Below are 17,965 nucleotides of genomic sequence, written 5' to 3' on the forward strand. Positions count from 1 at the left end.
GAATGGATTAGGTCAAATCGTAAAAATATAAGATTGCAAAAGACTCTGGTGTTGGTGTTGTTGCCAAAGAAGATGGAATCATTACTTATGTTGACTCAATCCGTATCGTTGTCAAAGACAATGAAGGCGAAGAGCACACATATCAGCTAAGAAAATTTGCTCGCTCTAATGCAAGTACTTGCATTAACCAGCGTCCAATCGTGGAGGTTGGTGAAAAGGTTGAAAAAGGTGATATCCTTGCCGATGGTCCAAGTATGCAAAATGGTGAGCTTGCTTTAGGACAAAACGTAACAATTGCTTACATGACATGGTATGGTTACAACTATGAGGATGCGATCATCATGTCAGAAAGAATGGTAAGTGATGATGTATATACTTCAATTCATATCGAAGAATATGACATTGACTGCCGTGATACTAAACTTGGCCCAGAAGAAATCACCCGCGATATTCCAAACGTTGGTGAAGCAGCTGTTCGTCAATTAGACGAAAGAGGTATCATCCGTATTGGGGCTGAGGTTAAAGAAGGAGATATCCTTGTTGGTAAGGTTACGCCAAAAGGACAGAGCGAAGTAAGCCCAGAAGAAAAACTTCTATTAGCTATCTTCGGTGAAAAATCACGTGAAGTACGTGATAACTCATTGAAAGTACCTCATGGTGGTGCTGGAATCGTTCATTCGATCCGTGTATTCAAACGTGGCGATGGATCTGATCTTCCACCTGGAGTAAATCAGCGAGTTAAAGTATATATCGTCCAGAAACGTAAGATTTCTGAAGGGGATAAAATGTCTGGACGTCATGGTAATAAAGGTGTCATCTCTAAGATCCTTCCAGTAGAAGATATGCCATTTATGGCAGATGGTACACCAATTGATATCATCTTGAACCCATTCGGTGTGCCTTCTCGTATGAACATCGGACAAATCTTGGAAATCCATTTAGGTTATGCAGCTAAGAAATTAGGCGTTAAGTTCTCAACTTCAGTATTTGATGGTTTATCAAATGAAGAACTTGCAAGCGTAATGGAAGAAGCAAACATGACCAAAGATGGAAAACAGGTTCTATATGATGGACAGACAGGACAGCCTTTCGATGAAAGAATTTCTGTTGGTGTAATGTACATGATCAAGCTTGCTCACATGGTTGACGATAAACTTCATGCTCGTGCAACGGGACCTTACTCACTAGTAACTCAGCAGCCATTAGGTGGTAAAGCACAAAATGGTGGACAGAGATTTGGTGAGATGGAGGTTTGGGCACTTGAAGCTTATGGTGCTGCTCATACATTGCAGGAAATCTTGACAATCAAATCCGATGATATTCAAGGACGTATCAAAACGTATGAAGCTATCATCAAAGGTAAAGATATTCCAGAACCAGGAATTCCAGAATCATTCCGCGTATTGATGCACGAGTTACAAGGTCTTGCGATTGATGTTCGTTTGTTGGATGAAAATAACAATGAAGTTGATATCACAAGCGATGACGATGAACCAGGAACAGTGCATGAACATAATCACGAAGAACACAAGGAAGAACTTGTGAATGATATGGATGAATCAAATGATTCATTTGAAGAACTAGAAGAAGAGGAGGCTTAAAAATCTATGAGTATAAACAATTTTGCCTCAATTCAGGTTCGTTTGGCATCACCTGAAACGATCTTAAAATGGTCACATGGTGAAGTAACAAAGCCTGAAACGATCAACTATCGTTCTCAAAAAGCAGAACGTGACGGACTTTTCTGTGAGCGCATTTTCGGCCCTACAAAGGACTGGGAATGTGCCTGCGGTAAATATAAGAAGGTGCGTTTTAAAGGCGTTGTCTGCGATCGTTGTGGTGTTGAAATCACAAAAGCGAGCGTAAGACGTGAACGTATGGGTCATATCCATTTGGCTGCTCCAGTAGCTCACATCTGGTATCTACGCGGTATTCCAAGTCGTATGGCTTTATTGTTGGATGTGACACCAAAACAACTTGAAGAAGTAGTATACTTTGTAAGCTATATCGTAACCGATCCTAAGGATACAGATCTAGGATACAAACAGATCTTGTCTGAAAGAGAATATCGTGAAAATATGGCTATCTATGGAGCTGGTTCTTTTACAGCACAAACAGGTGCTGAGGCTGTATTGCGTCTATTACAGGATGTAGATCTTGAACAGGAATATGCAGATGTTCAAGAAGCTCTAGAAAAAGCTCAAGGTGAAAAACGTAAAAAATTGATTAAACGTCTTGATACGATCAATGCGTTTAGAAAATCAGATAACAAACCTGAATGGATGATCCTGACAAACATTCCGGTAATACCACCAGATTTAAGACCAATGTTACAGTTGGATGGTGGACGTTTTGCGACAAGTGATCTAAATGATCTATATCGTCGTGTAATCACTCGTAACAATCGTCTTCGTAAATTGTTGGAACTTGGTACACCAAATATCATCGTTCAAAACGAAAAACGTATGTTACAGGAAGCAGTTGATGCTTTAATCGATAATGGACGCCGTTCTAAACCAATCACAGGAGCTGGAGGACGTGCTCTAAAATCACTTTCACATTCATTGAAAGGTAAACAGGGACGTTTCCGTCAGAACTTGTTGGGTAAACGTGTTGACTTCTCTGGACGTTCTGTTATTGCCGTAGGACCAGATTTGAAGATGTATCAGTGTGGTATTCCTCGTGAAATGGCAATCAACTTGTTTAAACCATTTATTATTAATGAAATCGTAAATCAACAATTGGCAGCCAATCCAAAAAATGCTGAAAAGTTGATCGAACGACGTGATCCTAGAATTTGGGATGTTGTTGAAAAAGTAATTGATGGATATCCAGTTTTGATGAACCGTGCTCCTACGCTTCACCGTTTGGGTATTCAGGCCTTCCTTCCTAAACTTGTAGAAGGACGTGCTATGCGTCTACATCCACTTGTTTGTACCGCATTTAATGCTGACTTCGACGGTGACCAGATGGCTATTCACGTTCCTTTGTCTGAAGAAGCACGTGCTGAGGCATTGGTCATGATGCTAGGTTCTCATAATATCCTTGGTCCAAAAGATGGAAAACCAATCGTTACTCCAGGTCAGGACATGGTTATGGGGAACTTCTATCTAACAATGGAAGAAACGAAACAGGAATTGTTGGAAGAATCTCAGCATTATATGGATGCAGATTGTCCAAAAGAAGCTGCAGCTTGGAAACGCTATGCATTAAATGAAGGTCATGTATATTCAGATGTAGATGAAGTTATGCTTGCATATCAAACAGGGCAGGTTCACTTGCATTCACGTATTGCATTGCCTGTTAAGGGTATGAATAAAACTTCATTTAATCCAGTGCATGAAAATGATTACTTGATCACAACTGTAGGAAAGATCATCTTCAATGATATGTTCCCTGCAGACTTCCCGTATTTGAACGAAGTTTCAAAAGAAAACTTTGAAGAAACTCCAGCTAAATACTTCGTAAAACCTGGAGAAGATATCAAAGCATATATCGAGCAGCTACCAATCGTAGATGCTGTTAAGAAAAAAGACTTAGGTAAAGTTATTGCTGAAGTATTTAAACGATACTCTGTTGATGAAACTGCTGAAATCCTTGACCAGATCAAGGCAAAAGGATTTAAGTATTCAACAGTTGCTGGTATTACCGTTTCACTTTCTGATATTGAAGTGGCTCCTAATAAATGGGAACATGTCGATGAGGGTCGTGAAAAAGCGGATCAGTTAAAACGTCTACAGCGTAAAGGTATGTTGACGATGGAAGAGTGGGAACGTCATCTTAATAAGCTATGGGCAGATGTAAAAGATGATATCGTAGGTGAGTTGATGGCTAACTTACCTAGAAAGAACCCAATCAACATGATGGCTACTTCTGGTGCCCGTGGTAATACATCTAACTTTACACAGCTTGCCGGAATGCGTGGTTTAATGGCTAAACCTGGTAGTGGTAAGGGTAGAAGCGGTGAATATGTTCCTTCTATCATAGAGGTTCCTATCTACTCTTGTTTCCGTGAAGGTCTAAACGTATCAGAGTTCTTTATCTCTACACACGGTGTGCGTAAAGGTTTGACCGATACAGCCTTGAAAACAGCGGAATCAGGTTACTTGACTCGTCGTCTTGTTGACGTTGCACAGGATGTTATCGTAAAAGAAGATGATTGTGGAACTGATAAAGGATACTGGGTAGAAACATTGATGGATCGTAAGACAAACACTGTCATTGAACCATTGATGGATCGTTTAGTTGGACGTTATTCTAAACAAGATGTAACAGATCCAAATACAGGTGAACTTATTATTGCCAGTGATGAATTCATCACGGATGAAATCGCAAAACGCATCGTAGATGCTGGAATTGAAGGTATGTATATCCGTTCTGCATTTACTTGTAAGTCAAGACATGGTGTATGTCGCAAATGTTATGGACGTAACATGGCTACAGGTAAAGATGTAGAAGTTGGTGAAGCTATTGGTATCATGGCTGCTCAGAGTATCGGTGAGCCAGGTACACAGTTAACAATGCGTACATTCCATACCGGTGGTGTTGCCGGCGGTGATGGAGGAGACATTACACAGGGTCTTCCTCGTGTCGAAGAGTTATTTGAAGCACGTTGTCCAAAAGGTGTTGCCGTAATCGCACAGATTACAGGTGAGATCACTTCAATTGAACGTATTGAAGGAACAATGCGTCAGGAAGTTATCGTAACAAACGCTAACGAAAGCGTTTCTCATAAGATCAATGCAAACCAGACACTTCGTCCATGGGTACAGGTTGGAGCAACAATTCAGGCTGGTGTTGCCATGACAGAAGGTCCATTGGATCCAAAAGAATTGTTGCGTGTAGCTGGTGTTCGTGAAGTTCAGGATTATATCTTGAAAGAAGTTAAAAAGGTTTACCAGTCACAAGGTATCGAAATCAGCGATAAGCACATCGAAGTTATGATCAAACAGATGCTTAAGAAAGTTATCGTTGTAGACAGCGGAGATACAGATCTAAATGTTGGTGTTCAGTTATCTTTGAATAACATCACTAAAATCAACCGAGAGGCTTTACTTTCTGGAAAGACACCTGCTCAGTTCAAACCAGTATTGTTAGGTATTTCAAAAGCCAGTGTTGAGACAGATTCATTCTTATCAGCAGCCAGCTTCCAGGAAACTACAAAAGTGTTGACAGATGCTACGATCAAAGGAAAAGTTGATAATTTGATTGGTCTTAAAGAAAATGTCATTATCGGTAAGTTGATTCCTGCCGGAACTGGATGCGAAGGCGACCGTCCTCAGAATGCAATCGTTATGGCAAAGGCAAAAGAACTACGTGATAAACGTATTGCTCGTATGCATGAAGTTCAAGACGAAGAGTTTGATAACATCGTCAATGAAAATTTAACGGAAGAACTTCCAAAAATGGATGAAGAACCATCTTTAGATCAAGATGGAATCATCAATGACAGTGATGTTCTAGACAACCAGTCTATTGAAATCAATGAATAACATAAAAGATCCAGATATACGTCTGGATCTTTGTGTTATTATAGAAAGAGAAAAGAGGGATGATTATGGATTATAGAAAACTACAAAACGGAAGTGACATCCGAGGGATTGCCATTGAAGGAATCGAAGGCGAACATGTAAACTTAACCAATGAGGCCGTATATGATCTAGCTCGCGCTTTTTTAACTTTTATTCGTGAAAAACATAGTAAAAAAGATTGTCGTATTTCAATCGGGCATGATTCCAGATTAAGTGCTGATAGTCTATGCCATTCCATCATGGATGGTTTGATCTTTGATGGAGCACAAGTTTTGGATTGTTCTTTAGCGAGCACACCGAGCATGTTTATGTCTTGTATCTTTGAAGAATATGATTGTGATGGAGCTATTATGGTTACCGCAAGTCATTTACCATTCAATCGTAATGGTATGAAGTTTTTTGATAAAGATGGAGGGTTAAATAAAGAGGATATTGCCCGTATTATTGAAATTGCCAATACCCAGTCATTTATTCATGAAAACAACGGTTCCTGCACAAAAGCAAATTTGATGGATACGTATTCAAGACATTTACAGGAAATCATTAAAGAGGGTGTCAACGCCCCAGATCATGAACATCCGTTAAAAGGACTGCATATCGTAGTGGATGCAGGAAATGGAGCTGGGGGCTTTTATGTTGAAAAAGTTTTAAAACCGCTCGGTGCCAATGTAGAAGGTTCTCAATTTTTAGAACCGGATGGTCATTTCCCCAATCATATTCCAAATCCAGAAGATAAAAAAGCAATGGATTCTATTTGTCAGGCTGTAGTAAAACATAAAGCCAATTTAGGTATTATCTTTGATACAGACGTGGATCGAAGTAGTGCGGTTGACAGTCATGGAAAACCTATTAGCCGTAATGCGATCATTGCGTTAGCAGCAATGTTAGTAAAAAAAGATCATGCAGGAACTACGATCGTCACAGATAGTGTAACAAGTGATGAGCTTCACGATTTTTTAAATACTCACGGTTTAAAACACCATCGTTTTAAAAGAGGATATAAAAACGTCATTAATGAAGCGATTCGCTTAAATGAAGCTGGCATTGATTGCCAATTAGCAATTGAAACAAGTGGACATGCTGCCTTAAAAGAGAATTATTTTTTGGATGATGGGGCTTATCTAGCAACCAAGATCGTTATTGAAGCAGCTAAAACACCGGTGGATGAACTGATCAAAGATTTAAAATATCCATTAGAAGAAAAAGAACTGCGTTTTAAGATCAACGCAGAGGATTTTCAAGACTATGGAGATCAGCTATTGGATAGTTTAAAAGAGTTTGTAGCAAAACAACCAAATATGGAGCCCGCAAAAGATAATTATGAAGGATATCGTGTTTGTTTTGATCATGGTTGGTTCCTTCTTAGAAAATCATTACATGATCCAATCTTGCCTTGTAATATTGAATCCACAAAAGAAGGCGGTTGTAAAGAAATCGCCAATACGATGTATCCTTTCATGGTTCAGTTTGAAAAGCTGGATCTTGCATCATTAAGACAATTCATTGAATAAAAAAGATATCCAGATCATAAGATCTGGATATTATTTTTTAGACAGGTTTCAATCATTTCTTTAGGCCAGATACTGGCTTGAACTTCACCAATATGTGCTTTCTTTAATAGAAGCATGCATAGCCTTGATTGACCGATTCCTCCGCCAATAGTGTAAGGTAATCGCTTTTCCATGATTGCTTGATGGTATGGATAATTTAATCTTTCTAGACAACCTTCTTTTTCTAATTGAATTGGCATTGAGTTTTCGTCTACACGAATTCCCATACTGGAAATTTCTAAAGCACACTGCAGCGGTTCATACCAGAATAAAATATCTCCATTTAAGCTCCAATCATCATAATCTGGGGCACGTCCATCGTGTTTTTTACCATTTGATAACTTATCACCTATTTGCATGACAAATACGCAGCCGTATTTTTTTGTGATTTCATTTTCTCTTTCTTTTGCGGTTAGCTCAGGATATAGATCCAACAGTTCCTGGGTTGTGATAAAGGTAATGTCATCTGGAAGGTGATTTACAGCTTGAGGATATTTATACCACACTTCATGTTCCATGTGTTTGATGACTTTAAAGATACGTCTAACATGACTTTTTAAGACATTTTCGGTTCTTTCTTCTTTTGCAATAATTCTCTCCCAGTCCCACTGATCAACATAGGCTGAATGGAGATTGTCTAATTCTTCATCTTTACGAATGGCATTCATATTCGTATAGAGTCCTTCATGATTTGAAAAACCGTATAATTTAAGTGCCATACGCTTCCATTTTGCAAGTGAATGAACGACTTCAATATCTTCGTTTGGAATGGCATTCATTGAAAAGTGCACTGGAGATTCAAATCCATTTAAATTATCGTTTAACCCAGAACTTTTTTCTACAAACAATGGTGCAGAAATTCGGGATAGATGTAATTCCTTACCAAACTCATGCTGGAATGTATCTCGAATGTATTTGATAGCTTCCTGTGTCTCACGAACGGATAAAACAGGATTATAATCCTTAGGAATAATAAGGCTCATGAATATACCTCCTTGAAAACATGCTCATATTGTATCATATCAAAAAGCTAATGAAAATTATTTCTTGTTGTTTATGAAAGAAATTTGCGCATATCAAAATTCCATTGAAACCACTTACAATATTTGATAAATTATTTGTTAGGGAGGATTTGATCATGAGAGATCGTTTTTCAAGCCGTTTAGGCTTTATTTTAATCAGTGCCGGATGTGCTATTGGTTTGGGCAATGTCTGGCGTTTTCCGTATATTACAGGTCAGTATGGAGGAGCTGCTTTCGTAGTTGTTTATTTATTTTTCTTGATCGTACTAGGCTTACCGGTCATGGTTATGGAATATTCTGTTGGTAGAGCAAGTCAAAGAAGTGCTGCAAAATCTTTTGATGTTCTTGAACCTAAGGGAACAAAATGGCATTGGATGAAGTATTCCTGTTTGGTAGGCAATTATTTGTTGATGATGTTTTATACAACAATATGTGGTTGGATGCTTGTATATTTCATTAAGATGATCACGGGGGATTTCAATGGTCTAAGTACTGAGCAAGTCTCAGCTGAGTTTAATAATATGTTGGCTAATCCACTCATACAGGTAGGGTTTATGTTTATTGTTGTTTGTATCGGTTTTTGGGTTTGTTCCAAAGGCTTACAAAATGGGGTGGAAAAGATATCTAAATATATGATGATCGCACTTTTAGCAATCATGTTGGTGCTGGCAGTTCGTTCTGTTACTCTTAATGGAGCGGTTGAAGGAATTAAATTTTATTTATTGCCTGATTTTTCTAAAATGATTGATTCAGGCTTTGGTGAAGTTGTATTTGCAGCTATGGGACAGGCTTTTTTTACTTTGAGTCTGGGAATTGGAGCTATTGCGATTTTTGGAAGTTATATTGATAAAGAAAGAAGACTTACAGGTGAGGCGATTCAAGTTGTTTGTTTGGATACATTTGTTGCCTTAGTAGCTGGCCTGATTGTTATCCCCGCATGTTTTGCCTATGGTGTTAATCCCGGAGAAGGACCAGGCCTTGTTTTTGTGACATTACCTAATATTTTTGCCAATATGCCTATGGGGCAATTATGGGGTGCATTATTTTTCTTATTTATGGCTTTTGCAGCTTTAACGACAATTATTGCGGTATTTGAAAATATCTTGAAGATGACGGAAGAATTGACCGGATGGGATCGTAAAAAATCGGTTCGTATTAGTTTTATTCTTGTATTTCTTTTATCTTTGCCTTGCGCTTTAGGATTTAACTTATTTAATTTTATTCAACCATTTGGTACTGGTACGACTATCCAGGATCTTGAAGATTTTATTGTTTCAAATAATTTACTACCATTAGGGTCTATGATTTATGTGTTATTTTGTACGTCTAGATATGGTTGGGGATGGAAAAATTTTCTTCAGGAGGCCAATACCGGAGAAGGGATACGTTTTCCTAAATCGATTCGTTTTTATGTTGCATACATCATTCCTTTGATCATTTTGGTCATCTTTATTCAGGGATATTGGAGCAAGTTTTTCTGATATTATTGATTTATTAAAATAAATTGCCTATAATGTAAATTATGAAAATATATTGAAAATTAGGAGGAATATTATGAAAAAAATAATGAAAGCGGCTGTAGCAGCAACTTTGATGTTGTCAATGACGGCCTGCGGTTCTAGTGATGGGACATCCGATGCAAATACGAAAGTAGGTATCATACAATTAACAGAACATCCAGCTTTAGATGCTTCTTATGAAGGATTCATGGATGCCTTGAATGAAGCAGGATATACAGAAGAAAATACATCTTTTGACTATCAGAATGCTTCAAATGATTTATCGAATTGCGATACGATTGCCGATAAATTGGTGAGTGATGGAAATGATTTGATTTATGCGATTGCGACTCCAGCTGCACAAAGTGTTGCTGGTAAGACAAGTGATATTCCGATTGTCGTTTCTGCGGTAACGGATCCAGCAGAATCTGGATTGGTTGATTCTAATGAGGAACCAGGTACAAATGTAACCGGAGCTAGTGATTTAACTCCTGTATCAGAACAAATTGATCTTTTAAAACAATTATTACCAGATGCGAAAAAGATTGCAATTATGTACTGCAGTAGTGAAGATAATTCTATTTTACAGGCAGAATTAGCTCAAGAAGCAGCTCAAAAAGCAGGTCTGGAATATGAGATTGCAACTGTGTCTGATTCAAATATGATTCAGCAGGTAACGGAATCTTTGATTGGTAAAGTAGATGCTATTTATATTCCAACAGATAATCTTCTAGCGGAAGGTATGAGTACTGTAGCTCAAGTTGCCAATGCGAATAATCTACCTTGTATCGTAGGCGAAGAAGGAATGACAGAAAATGGTGGATTAGGAACGTATGGTATTGATTATTATGAATTAGGGAAATTGGCAGGCCAGCAAGCCGTAGCTATCTTAAATGGCGAAAAAACAGCGGCTGAAACACCAATTGCTTATTTACCTGCTGAACAATGTACATTAACAATCAATAAAGGTGTTGCCGATGAACTTGGTATTACAATTCCTGCCGATTTATTAGAAAGTGCAACAGTGATTGAATAATTATGAGTGTCTTATTAGCAATGCAGGGAGCCCTATCACAAGGTGTTTTGTGGGGGTTGATGGCATTAGGTGTATATATAACATATCGAATCTTGGATATAGCTGATTTAACCGTTGATGGATCTTTCGCAACAGGGGGTGCTGTATGTGCAGTGTGTGTCGTGAATGGAGTGGATCCCATTCTAGCTTTATTATTAGCGACAATAGCTGGAGCTGTTGCAGGGTTTGTAACTGGTTTTCTTCATACAAAGTGTGAAATACCAGCAATTTTGGCAGGAATCTTGACGCAGATTGGTTTGTATTCAATTAATTTAAGAATTATGGGACGTTCTAATACGCCACTTTTGAAATCGGAAACGCTGTTTAAAAACATCTCGGAAATGACAGGTCTATCATCAACCTGGACAGCTTTGATCATTGGTATCATTGTTTCTGTTGTAATCGTAGCTATCTTATACTGGTATTTTGGAACGGAAATAGGTTCAGCAATTCGTGCAACAGGAAATAATGAACAAATGGTTCGAGCTCTAGGTGTTAATACAAGTGTTACTAAGATCTTAGGTTTAATGATAGGAAATGCTTTGATTTCTCTTTCTGGAGCTTTGGTTACGCAATCACAGGGATATGCGGATATTAAAATGGGAATCGGTGCTATTGTCATTGGGTTGGCATCCATCGTTATAGGTGAAGTTATTTTTGGTCAAAAAGGAAATTTTGCTTTTCGTTTAACTTCTATTATTGTAGGGTCAATTATTTATCGTATCATCGTTGCGATTGTATTGCAGATGGGAATGAATACAGATGATCTAAAGCTTTTAACGGCTATATTAGTGGCAATTGCTTTAAGTGTTCCTGTGCTTATCTCAAAACGTAATCAAGTTGCTATGTATAAAAAGTTGACAGGGAAGGAGGAATAAAACATGTTAAAGATCAAAAACGTGTCAAAGACCTTCAATCCTGGTACGGTAAATGAAAAGAAAGCTTTGAATAATATCAATCTTGAAGTACATGATGGTGATTTTATCACGATCATCGGTGGAAATGGTGCTGGAAAGAGTACCTTGATGAATATGATTGCCGGTGTGTATCCGATTGATTGTGGATATATTTATTTGGCCGATAAGAATATTTCGCTTTTAAAAGAACATCAAAGAGCTCAGATGATTGGACGAGTTTTTCAAGATCCGATGTTGGGGACAGCTTCCGATATGGCAATCCAGGAAAACTTAGCTATGGCCAATCGTCGTGGAATGAAGCGAGGCCTTCGCTGGGGCATTACCAAAGAAGAAAAAGAAGTTTTTTATAAAACGCTTCAACGTTTGGGGTTAGGTCTAGAAGACAGAATGACAGTAAAGGTTGGACTTTTATCTGGTGGGCAAAGACAGGCATTGACTTTGTTAATGGCAACTCTAAAAAAACCTCAGTTATTATTATTGGATGAACATACGGCAGCTCTTGATCCGCGTACGGCTCATAAAGTTTTAAAAATTACCGAAGAAATCGTAGATGAACAAAAATTGACGGCTTTGATGGTTACACACAATATGCAGGATGCAATCAATATAGGAAATCGTTTGATCATGATGCATGAAGGGCGTATTATTTATGATGTTAAAGGTGAAGAAAAGAAACGTTTGAAAGTGGAAGACTTATTGAAAAAATTTGAAGAGGCAAGTGGCGATGTATTTGCTAATGATAGAATGATGTTAGGATAACGGGCACAATGTCCGTTTTCTTTTTAAGAAGGAAATTAATATGACAGAAAAAGAAAAGATGGAACAGGGTCGATGGTATGATGCCAACTATGACATTGACTTGGTTAAACAACGAATGCATAGTTATGATCTTTGTTTTGAATATAATCAGTTAAAGCCAAGTGACCCTAGAAAGAAAGATGTCCTTAATTTGATCTTAAATGCTTCATGTGAACACATTGAAGTGTTAAGTCCAGTCACATTTGATTATGGAAAAAATACAACATTTGGCGAAAATGTTTTTGTGAATATCAATTGTTATTTTATGGATGGCGCAAAGATTACAATAGGTAACAATTGTTTTATTGGACCATCTTGTGGATTTTATACGGCCAATCACCCTTTAGATCCTGATAAGAGAAATCAAGGTTTTGAGCAGGCATTGCCTATCAAGGTCAAAGACAATTGTTGGATCGGTGCCAATGTTTCTATTATGCCAGGGGTAACAATCGGTGAAAATAGTGTTATCGCAGCAGGGGCTGTTGTGACAAAAGATGTTCCAGATAATTGTCTTGTGGCAGGTGTTCCGGCAAAGATCATAAAGTTTATAGAATGAAAATATCTTACATTTTTAAAGAAAACTGTTTACATTCATTTATTTTTGCGTTATAGTTAATTAAACCAAAGCGGAAGAGATCAAACAGAAAGATGTGCGCAAAGCGAGTCGGGATGGTGGAAACCGATCGTAACAGTTCTGCAAATGGACTTCCAAGGGCGAGGTGAAAGAGTTTTCGAGTAGCTAAGACGGGTTCAACCGTTATATTGATGAGAATGTGATTGCATTCAAGAGGTGGGTATTCGTTTACCAATTCAGGTGGTACCGCAGATTATTGTATATTCTGTCCTGTGTCAAAGTTTTTTGATGCAGGACTTTTTTTATAAGGTGGTGAGACGATGGATAAAGATGATTGGAAATTAACAGAAGCTAGAATAAAAAAACAAGTAGAAAGAAAAAAGGAGAACATTATCATGAAAACAATTACGAAAATTTCAACCATTTTATTATCAACAACTTTATTGTTTGGGTGTGCATCCAATACAGATGATTCAATTCCTGTGGTAGGTGTAGCTCAGATCGTTTCGCACACATCATTAAATACAATACGTGATAGTTTTAGTGCACAGATGGAAGAACTAGGCTATATAGATGGCGAAAATATTGAAATCAATTATGCAGATGCATCCAATCAGCAAAGCAATCTAAATTCAATCATTACCCAGTTCGAAGATGATGAAAGTGATGTTATTGTTGCGATTGCGACGCCGACAGCTCAGGCAGCAGCCAATGCAGCCGAAACAATTCCAGTAGTATTTTCAGCTGTATCGGATCCAGTAGGATCTAAATTAGTTAGTGATCCAGAACATCCTGATCTTAATATCACGGGAACTAGTGATGAGGTTCAAGTGGATCAAATCTTAGATCTTGCCTTGCAGATTGATCCAAGTATCAAAACAATTGGTTTCTTGTATAACGCAGCCGAAACAAATTCAGTTTCTAATCTAGAGAAGGCAAAAGAGTATTGTGAAGCTAATAATTTAGAATTGATTGAAGGGACTGGAAAAGATATGACTGAACTACAATCAAGTGCGGTAAGTTTATGTGAGAAAGTGGATATTCTATTTGCTCCAAACGATAATACTGTAGCCAGTGGCATGCAGTCATTGTCGCAGATTGCCTTGGACGCTAAAATTCCTTTCTATACCGGTGCAGACTCAATGGTGCAGGATGGAGGCTTTGCGACAGTAGGAATCGATTACGAAGAACTGGGTAAGGAAACTGCAAATATGGTAGATCAAATTTTGAATGGAACGTCTGTAAATGATATTCCTGTTAAAGTCTTTAAGGATAATTTAAATATTTATATTAATCAGAATGCATTGGATACTTTAGGAATTCAATTAAGTGATGATATCAAAAATAACGACAGATTGATTATGGTGGAATAGGAGTGGTTTGATGTCTTTGACGATCATTTTAAAAGCAATTGAATTAGGACTCATTTTCTCAATCTTATCTCTAGGTGTTTATATATCTTTTCGTGTTTTAAATGTACCGGATCTTACAGTGGATGGCTCTTTTGCGACAGGATGTGCTGTTTGTGCTGTAATGACGATTGCAGGTCATCCTTATCTTGGTTTATTGTTGGCGTTTGTAGCGGGTGGCTTATGTGGAATGGTAACGGCATTTCTTCAAACCAAAATGCATATGCAGCCTTTATTGGCTGGCATATTGACTATGGTTGCTCTCTATTCGATTAATTTACGAATTATGAGTGGAGCTCCCAATATATCGTTGTTTTCTACCAATACATTATTCACGTTGATTGATTCGGAATTGTTGATCTTATTAATCTTTTCATTGGTTATCGGGTTTGTTCTTTTTGGTTTCTTTAAAACAAATTTAGGGTTGATGTTAAGAGCTACTGGAGATAATGAAGTCATGGTTCGTTCAAGTTCAATCAATGTTGATCGTATGAAGTTTATTGGTATGGCTTTATCCAATGGAATTGTTGCTTTATCTGGAGCATTATTGGCTCAATATCAAAACTTTGCTGATATCACTTCAGGAACTGGAATGATGGTTCTTGGATTGGCTGGCATCATTATTGGAGAAGCTATCTTAAGAAAAAGAACGATTGGATTTGGAATTGCATCGGCAATCATAGGAGCCTGCATCTATCGTCTTTTGTATCAATTTGCCTTACAGTTTGGAATTCCAGCAACAGATATGAACTTAATGTCTGCAATCTTGGTTGCGATTACGATATCGTTACCATATTTAAAAAGAAAGGGTGTCAAACATGTTAGAGCTTAAAGATGTATCTGTAATATTTAATCAGGGAACGCAGCTTGAAAAAGTGGCATTACATGATATGTCCTGTAAGATTCAAGATGGCGATTTCATTACTTTATTAGGGAGCAATGGAGCTGGTAAAAGTACTTTATTTAATGTGATCTCAGGATCGGTTGAAGTCAGCCAGGGAAGTGTGTATATGGATGGCATAGATATTACCAATGAGAAAGAACATGTTCGAGCTAAAAACATTGGGCGACTGTTTCAAAATCCTGAACATGGTACGGCAAAGCATCTGACAGTTGAAGAAAACCTTGCCTTAGCCTATTCTGCAAGAAAAAGAGGTTTGTTTTCTTTAGCGGTACATAAAGAAGATCGAGAATACTTTAAAGAGAAACTGAGAACTCTAGATATGGGTCTGGAAGATCGCTTAAAAACGCCGATTGGATTGTTATCAGGTGGTCAAAGGCAGGCTGTAGCATTAATGATGGCTGTCTTAAATCCACCAAAAATCTTATTATTGGATGAACATACAGCGGCTTTAGATCCAAAGAGTGCCAAAAAAATCTTAAGAATTACAAATGAGTTGATTGAAAAAGAGCATATTACTGCACTTATGATTACGCATAATATTAATGATGCCTTGGTTAATGGGAATCGTCTCTTCATCATGAATGATGGCACTTTGATCCAAGATTTTGAAACAGAAAGAAAAAAACAGCTGAAACCAGCTGATATATTAAATTACTATGAAGTTTGACAAAATCACCTTTTAAGCATAGAATGAAGCTGCGAGGTAATAAGATATATGAAAACTTTAATTGATGAATTAAAAGGCGTAAAAGCAAAAAAACACGTGGTAACTTCCATTGAATATGATTGTAAAAAAGAAGATAAAGAAGATGAAGTATTTGAAACGGTAAGAACAATCGTTTCTGATCACTTGGAGGAAATTGCCAAGATCACATATGATTTACAGGCCGATCATAAAGTCAAAGTAGAAGTCACTCAAAACATGTAGAAGGGAAATATCCCTTCTATTTTTTTGTGGTCTTGGAAAAAATAATGGCAGCAGCCAAGCAGGCAATGCCTAAATATAGACAAATAGAGTTTGTTGTAAAGGCATATCCAAATAGTAAGGCAGCAGCGCCAAAATATAAAAACATGCTTATAATGTGTTTGTTCATAATTTCACCTCAAAGCGATTATAACATAAAAAGATGGAATGTATCATTCCATCTTCGAAAGCAGAATTTCAAGGCCTTGGGAAACCGTATTGAGCGGATCATCGGTAACATAAATTGGGCATGGAAGCATAGTTTTTAGATTTTTTTCCAGTCCCTTTAATAACATCGTGCCGCCACAGGCAACGATACCACGCATATAGACATCTTCTTTTTGTTCATTACTTAAAGAATCAATGAAACTCATGATCCAATGAGCCCATTGTTGACAAAGAGGATAGAGAACATCCACAAGTTGATTTTCATTCAGTTCAAGAGAACATAGCTGCCCATTTGCACGATTAATTCCCTGGATGATCATAGTTTTTGGGCTTTCCTGCTTGATGGTTTGACCTATACCGCATTTTATCATCTCTATCATATCTTCAGTAACATCCAGACCATATTGTAAGCTGAGCCAATTTTTAATTTGCATGTTTACATGGATGCCAGATATTTTACATTCGTCCTTTTTTTGCATGGTTCCAGAGGCAAAGAGTGCAATATCACAATTAGAAGAACCGATGTTCATGACACAACTTGCGACTGGCAAAAATAAATCCAGCTTGGCACCAATTGCCGCAATCCAGATTTCCTGATCAAAATAAACGCGTGAAGCACCAAATTCCAATAAGTGTTTTTTTAGTTCTTCACAAAGCTCATTTGATAAATTTGTAGGATAGCTAAACAATAAAATCGTCTTCTTTAACATTCGAAAGACATGATAATCATAACATAGTTGATCAATCAAAGCATGCAGAGCATCAAAATCTATATTATTGGTCAAAAGTGGAGAGACGATACGAATATCGTCATTCATTAGCTCCTTCATATCTCTTGCTTCATTTCCGATTGCCAGAACGTGTCCTTTCTTGTCGAAAGCTACCATACTTGGTTCATCAAAAACCAAACCTTCTTCATGGCTGACCAGACGTATGTGGTCACAGCCTAAATCAATCCCGACTCGAATCATAGAAAATCCTCCTAACGATATAGTAACCCATTTTTGGTTGTGATACAATATTACAAACGCATTCGAATTAAGGCATGAATAGTAGAGAATTGTTAGAGTTAGAACAGAATCCATATATATTATTGTTTTTAGATAATTTATATAAAAAAAGAATTTGTGAATATCACGATCTTTTTAACAGTTGGACAAATTGTTTTATAGAAGCTGGAATCCAGGTGTTCATTGTAAAAAAAGAAATCAAAGACAAAAGGGATTTGAATCCAAATTTTATATATATAGACAGCTGTGATAATGAAGTATATAGTGATTTTCATATTTATCAAAAAAAGTCTATTTTTGGCAAAGAACAAATTATTTATAAATCATGTTTCTTTGTAATCTATGAGTCTAAAATCTTAAAGGAGTTTAAAAGGATCAATCAATTGACGTTGGAAAAAGCTCTATTCTTAGCTATAGATAAGAAGAATGAAAAAAATAATAAAAAAATTAAGAAAATGATTGACATGAATAAAAAGCTTTGATAATATTAATGAGCACTTGAGGAAACGGAGGTTTAGCTCAGTTGGGAGAGCATCTGCCTTAC

At 37.3% G+C, this 17,965-nt stretch carries 15 protein-coding genes and 1 pseudogene; 13 read left to right on the plus strand and 3 right to left on the minus strand.

The genetic code is table 11. The features are described 5' to 3' along the window. Positions 1–23: 23 nt before the first annotated feature. The 3 genes and pseudogenes from HMPREF0367_RS00675 to HMPREF0367_RS00685 all read left to right on the plus strand — a co-directional run. Positions 24–1,601, plus strand: a pseudogene (locus tag HMPREF0367_RS00675) (DNA-directed RNA polymerase subunit beta); the annotation flags it as partial. 6 nt (positions 1,602–1,607) lie between these two features. Next, complete coding sequence (rpoC, locus tag HMPREF0367_RS00680; protein WP_035400159.1) at positions 1,608–5,492, plus strand: DNA-directed RNA polymerase subunit beta'; 3,885 nt, start codon at positions 1,608–1,610, stop codon at positions 5,490–5,492. Between the two features lie 65 nt (positions 5,493–5,557). Further along, entirely contained in the window at positions 5,558–7,042 is a 1,485-nt protein-coding gene (locus HMPREF0367_RS00685) for a phosphohexomutase domain-containing protein (protein ID WP_035400161.1), read from the plus strand. Between the two features lie 14 nt (positions 7,043–7,056). Here the strand turns inward: HMPREF0367_RS00685 and asnA are convergent, their stop codons facing one another. Further along, positions 7,057–8,064, minus strand: coding sequence for an aspartate--ammonia ligase (gene asnA, locus HMPREF0367_RS00690; RefSeq protein ID WP_015536152.1), 1,008 nt, complete (start codon positions 8,062–8,064; stop codon positions 7,057–7,059). A gap of 155 nt (positions 8,065–8,219) precedes the next feature. Between asnA and HMPREF0367_RS00695 the strand changes: the two genes are divergently transcribed. The 9 genes from HMPREF0367_RS00695 to HMPREF0367_RS00735 all read left to right on the plus strand — a co-directional run bounded on the left by HMPREF0367_RS00695 (position 8,220) and on the right by HMPREF0367_RS00735 (position 16,207). After that, positions 8,220–9,584 carry a sodium-dependent transporter gene (locus tag HMPREF0367_RS00695; protein ID WP_035400163.1) on the plus strand — a complete coding sequence of 455 codons (1,365 nt, stop codon included), beginning with the start codon at positions 8,220–8,222 and terminating at the stop codon, positions 9,582–9,584. Positions 9,585–9,657: 73 nt separating this feature from the next. Continuing rightward, entirely contained in the window at positions 9,658–10,638 is a 981-nt protein-coding gene (locus HMPREF0367_RS00700) for an ABC transporter substrate-binding protein (protein WP_035400165.1), read from the plus strand. A gap of 2 nt (positions 10,639–10,640) precedes the next feature. Further along, positions 10,641–11,555: an ABC transporter permease gene (locus tag HMPREF0367_RS00705; protein ID WP_015536151.1), complete on the plus strand. Its 915-nt coding sequence runs from the start codon at positions 10,641–10,643 to the stop codon at positions 11,553–11,555. A 3-nt stretch (positions 11,556–11,558) separates the two neighbouring features. After that, complete coding sequence (locus HMPREF0367_RS00710) at positions 11,559–12,353, plus strand: ABC transporter ATP-binding protein (RefSeq protein ID WP_015536150.1); 795 nt, start codon at positions 11,559–11,561, stop codon at positions 12,351–12,353. A gap of 40 nt (positions 12,354–12,393) precedes the next feature. Then, positions 12,394–12,948, plus strand: a complete 555-nt coding sequence (locus tag HMPREF0367_RS00715) for a sugar O-acetyltransferase (protein WP_015536149.1) — start codon at positions 12,394–12,396, stop codon at positions 12,946–12,948. 338 nt (positions 12,949–13,286) lie between these two features. Further along, a complete protein-coding gene (locus HMPREF0367_RS00720) occupies positions 13,287–14,339 on the plus strand; it encodes an ABC transporter substrate-binding protein (RefSeq protein ID WP_248660654.1) in 1,053 nt (350 codons plus the stop codon). 10 nt (positions 14,340–14,349) lie between these two features. After that, positions 14,350–15,207, plus strand: a complete 858-nt coding sequence (locus HMPREF0367_RS00725) for an ABC transporter permease (RefSeq protein ID WP_022355515.1) — start codon at positions 14,350–14,352, stop codon at positions 15,205–15,207. Next, positions 15,194–15,946 (plus strand): ABC transporter ATP-binding protein, encoded by a 753-nt coding sequence (locus tag HMPREF0367_RS00730; protein WP_015536146.1) that lies wholly within the window; start codon positions 15,194–15,196, stop codon positions 15,944–15,946. Before HMPREF0367_RS00725 ends, HMPREF0367_RS00730 begins: the two co-directional genes overlap by 14 nt. 48 nt (positions 15,947–15,994) lie before the next feature. Then, the gene (locus HMPREF0367_RS00735) at positions 15,995–16,207 is read left to right on the plus strand and encodes a hypothetical protein (RefSeq protein WP_015536145.1); all 213 of its coding nucleotides are present in this window, start codon (positions 15,995–15,997) and stop codon (positions 16,205–16,207) included. A 16-nt stretch (positions 16,208–16,223) separates the two neighbouring features. Here the strand turns inward: HMPREF0367_RS00735 and HMPREF0367_RS10360 are convergent, their stop codons facing one another. Together HMPREF0367_RS10360 and HMPREF0367_RS00740 are read right to left on the minus strand one after the other, a co-directional pair. Next, positions 16,224–16,373, minus strand: coding sequence for a hypothetical protein (locus HMPREF0367_RS10360; protein ID WP_015536144.1), 150 nt, complete (start codon positions 16,371–16,373; stop codon positions 16,224–16,226). A gap of 43 nt (positions 16,374–16,416) precedes the next feature. Further along, a complete protein-coding gene (locus HMPREF0367_RS00740) occupies positions 16,417–17,382 on the minus strand; it encodes a rod shape-determining protein (protein ID WP_035400168.1) in 966 nt (321 codons plus the stop codon). Positions 17,383–17,456: 74 nt separating this feature from the next. Here HMPREF0367_RS00740 and HMPREF0367_RS00745 point away from each other — a divergent pair, with 74 nt between their 5' ends. Next, a complete protein-coding gene (locus HMPREF0367_RS00745) occupies positions 17,457–17,903 on the plus strand; it encodes a hypothetical protein (protein ID WP_022355517.1) in 447 nt (148 codons plus the stop codon). The last annotated feature ends 62 nt before the right edge of the window (positions 17,904–17,965 follow it).

The sequence above is a fragment of the Faecalitalea cylindroides ATCC 27803 genome (assembly GCF_000469305.1).
Classification (GTDB): domain Bacteria; phylum Bacillota_I; class Bacilli_A; order Erysipelotrichales; family Erysipelotrichaceae; genus Faecalitalea; species Faecalitalea cylindroides.

Coding starts and splice junctions, on each gene's coding strand:
- HMPREF0367_RS00710 (WP_015536150.1), top strand. CDS start 11,559: ATGTTAAAGATCAAAAACGTGTCAAAGACCTTCAATCCTGGTACGGTA.
- HMPREF0367_RS00700 (WP_035400165.1), top strand. CDS start 9,658: ATGAAAAAAATAATGAAAGCGGCTGTAGCAGCAACTTTGATGTTGTCA.
- HMPREF0367_RS00745 (WP_022355517.1), top strand. CDS start 17,457: ATGAATAGTAGAGAATTGTTAGAGTTAGAACAGAATCCATATATATTA.
- HMPREF0367_RS00740 (WP_035400168.1), bottom strand. CDS start 17,382: ATGATTCGAGTCGGGATTGATTTAGGCTGTGACCACATACGTCTGGTC.
- asnA (WP_015536152.1), bottom strand. CDS start 8,064: ATGAGCCTTATTATTCCTAAGGATTATAATCCTGTTTTATCCGTTCGT.
- rpoC (WP_035400159.1), top strand. CDS start 1,608: ATGAGTATAAACAATTTTGCCTCAATTCAGGTTCGTTTGGCATCACCT.
- HMPREF0367_RS00705 (WP_015536151.1), top strand. CDS start 10,641: ATGAGTGTCTTATTAGCAATGCAGGGAGCCCTATCACAAGGTGTTTTG.
- HMPREF0367_RS00695 (WP_035400163.1), top strand. CDS start 8,220: ATGAGAGATCGTTTTTCAAGCCGTTTAGGCTTTATTTTAATCAGTGCC.
- HMPREF0367_RS00685 (WP_035400161.1), top strand. CDS start 5,558: ATGGATTATAGAAAACTACAAAACGGAAGTGACATCCGAGGGATTGCC.
- HMPREF0367_RS00725 (WP_022355515.1), top strand. CDS start 14,350: ATGTCTTTGACGATCATTTTAAAAGCAATTGAATTAGGACTCATTTTC.
- HMPREF0367_RS00715 (WP_015536149.1), top strand. CDS start 12,394: ATGACAGAAAAAGAAAAGATGGAACAGGGTCGATGGTATGATGCCAAC.
- HMPREF0367_RS00720 (WP_248660654.1), top strand. CDS start 13,287: ATGGATAAAGATGATTGGAAATTAACAGAAGCTAGAATAAAAAAACAA.
- HMPREF0367_RS10360 (WP_015536144.1), bottom strand. CDS start 16,373: ATGAACAAACACATTATAAGCATGTTTTTATATTTTGGCGCTGCTGCC.
- HMPREF0367_RS00735 (WP_015536145.1), top strand. CDS start 15,995: ATGAAAACTTTAATTGATGAATTAAAAGGCGTAAAAGCAAAAAAACAC.
- HMPREF0367_RS00730 (WP_015536146.1), top strand. CDS start 15,194: ATGTTAGAGCTTAAAGATGTATCTGTAATATTTAATCAGGGAACGCAG.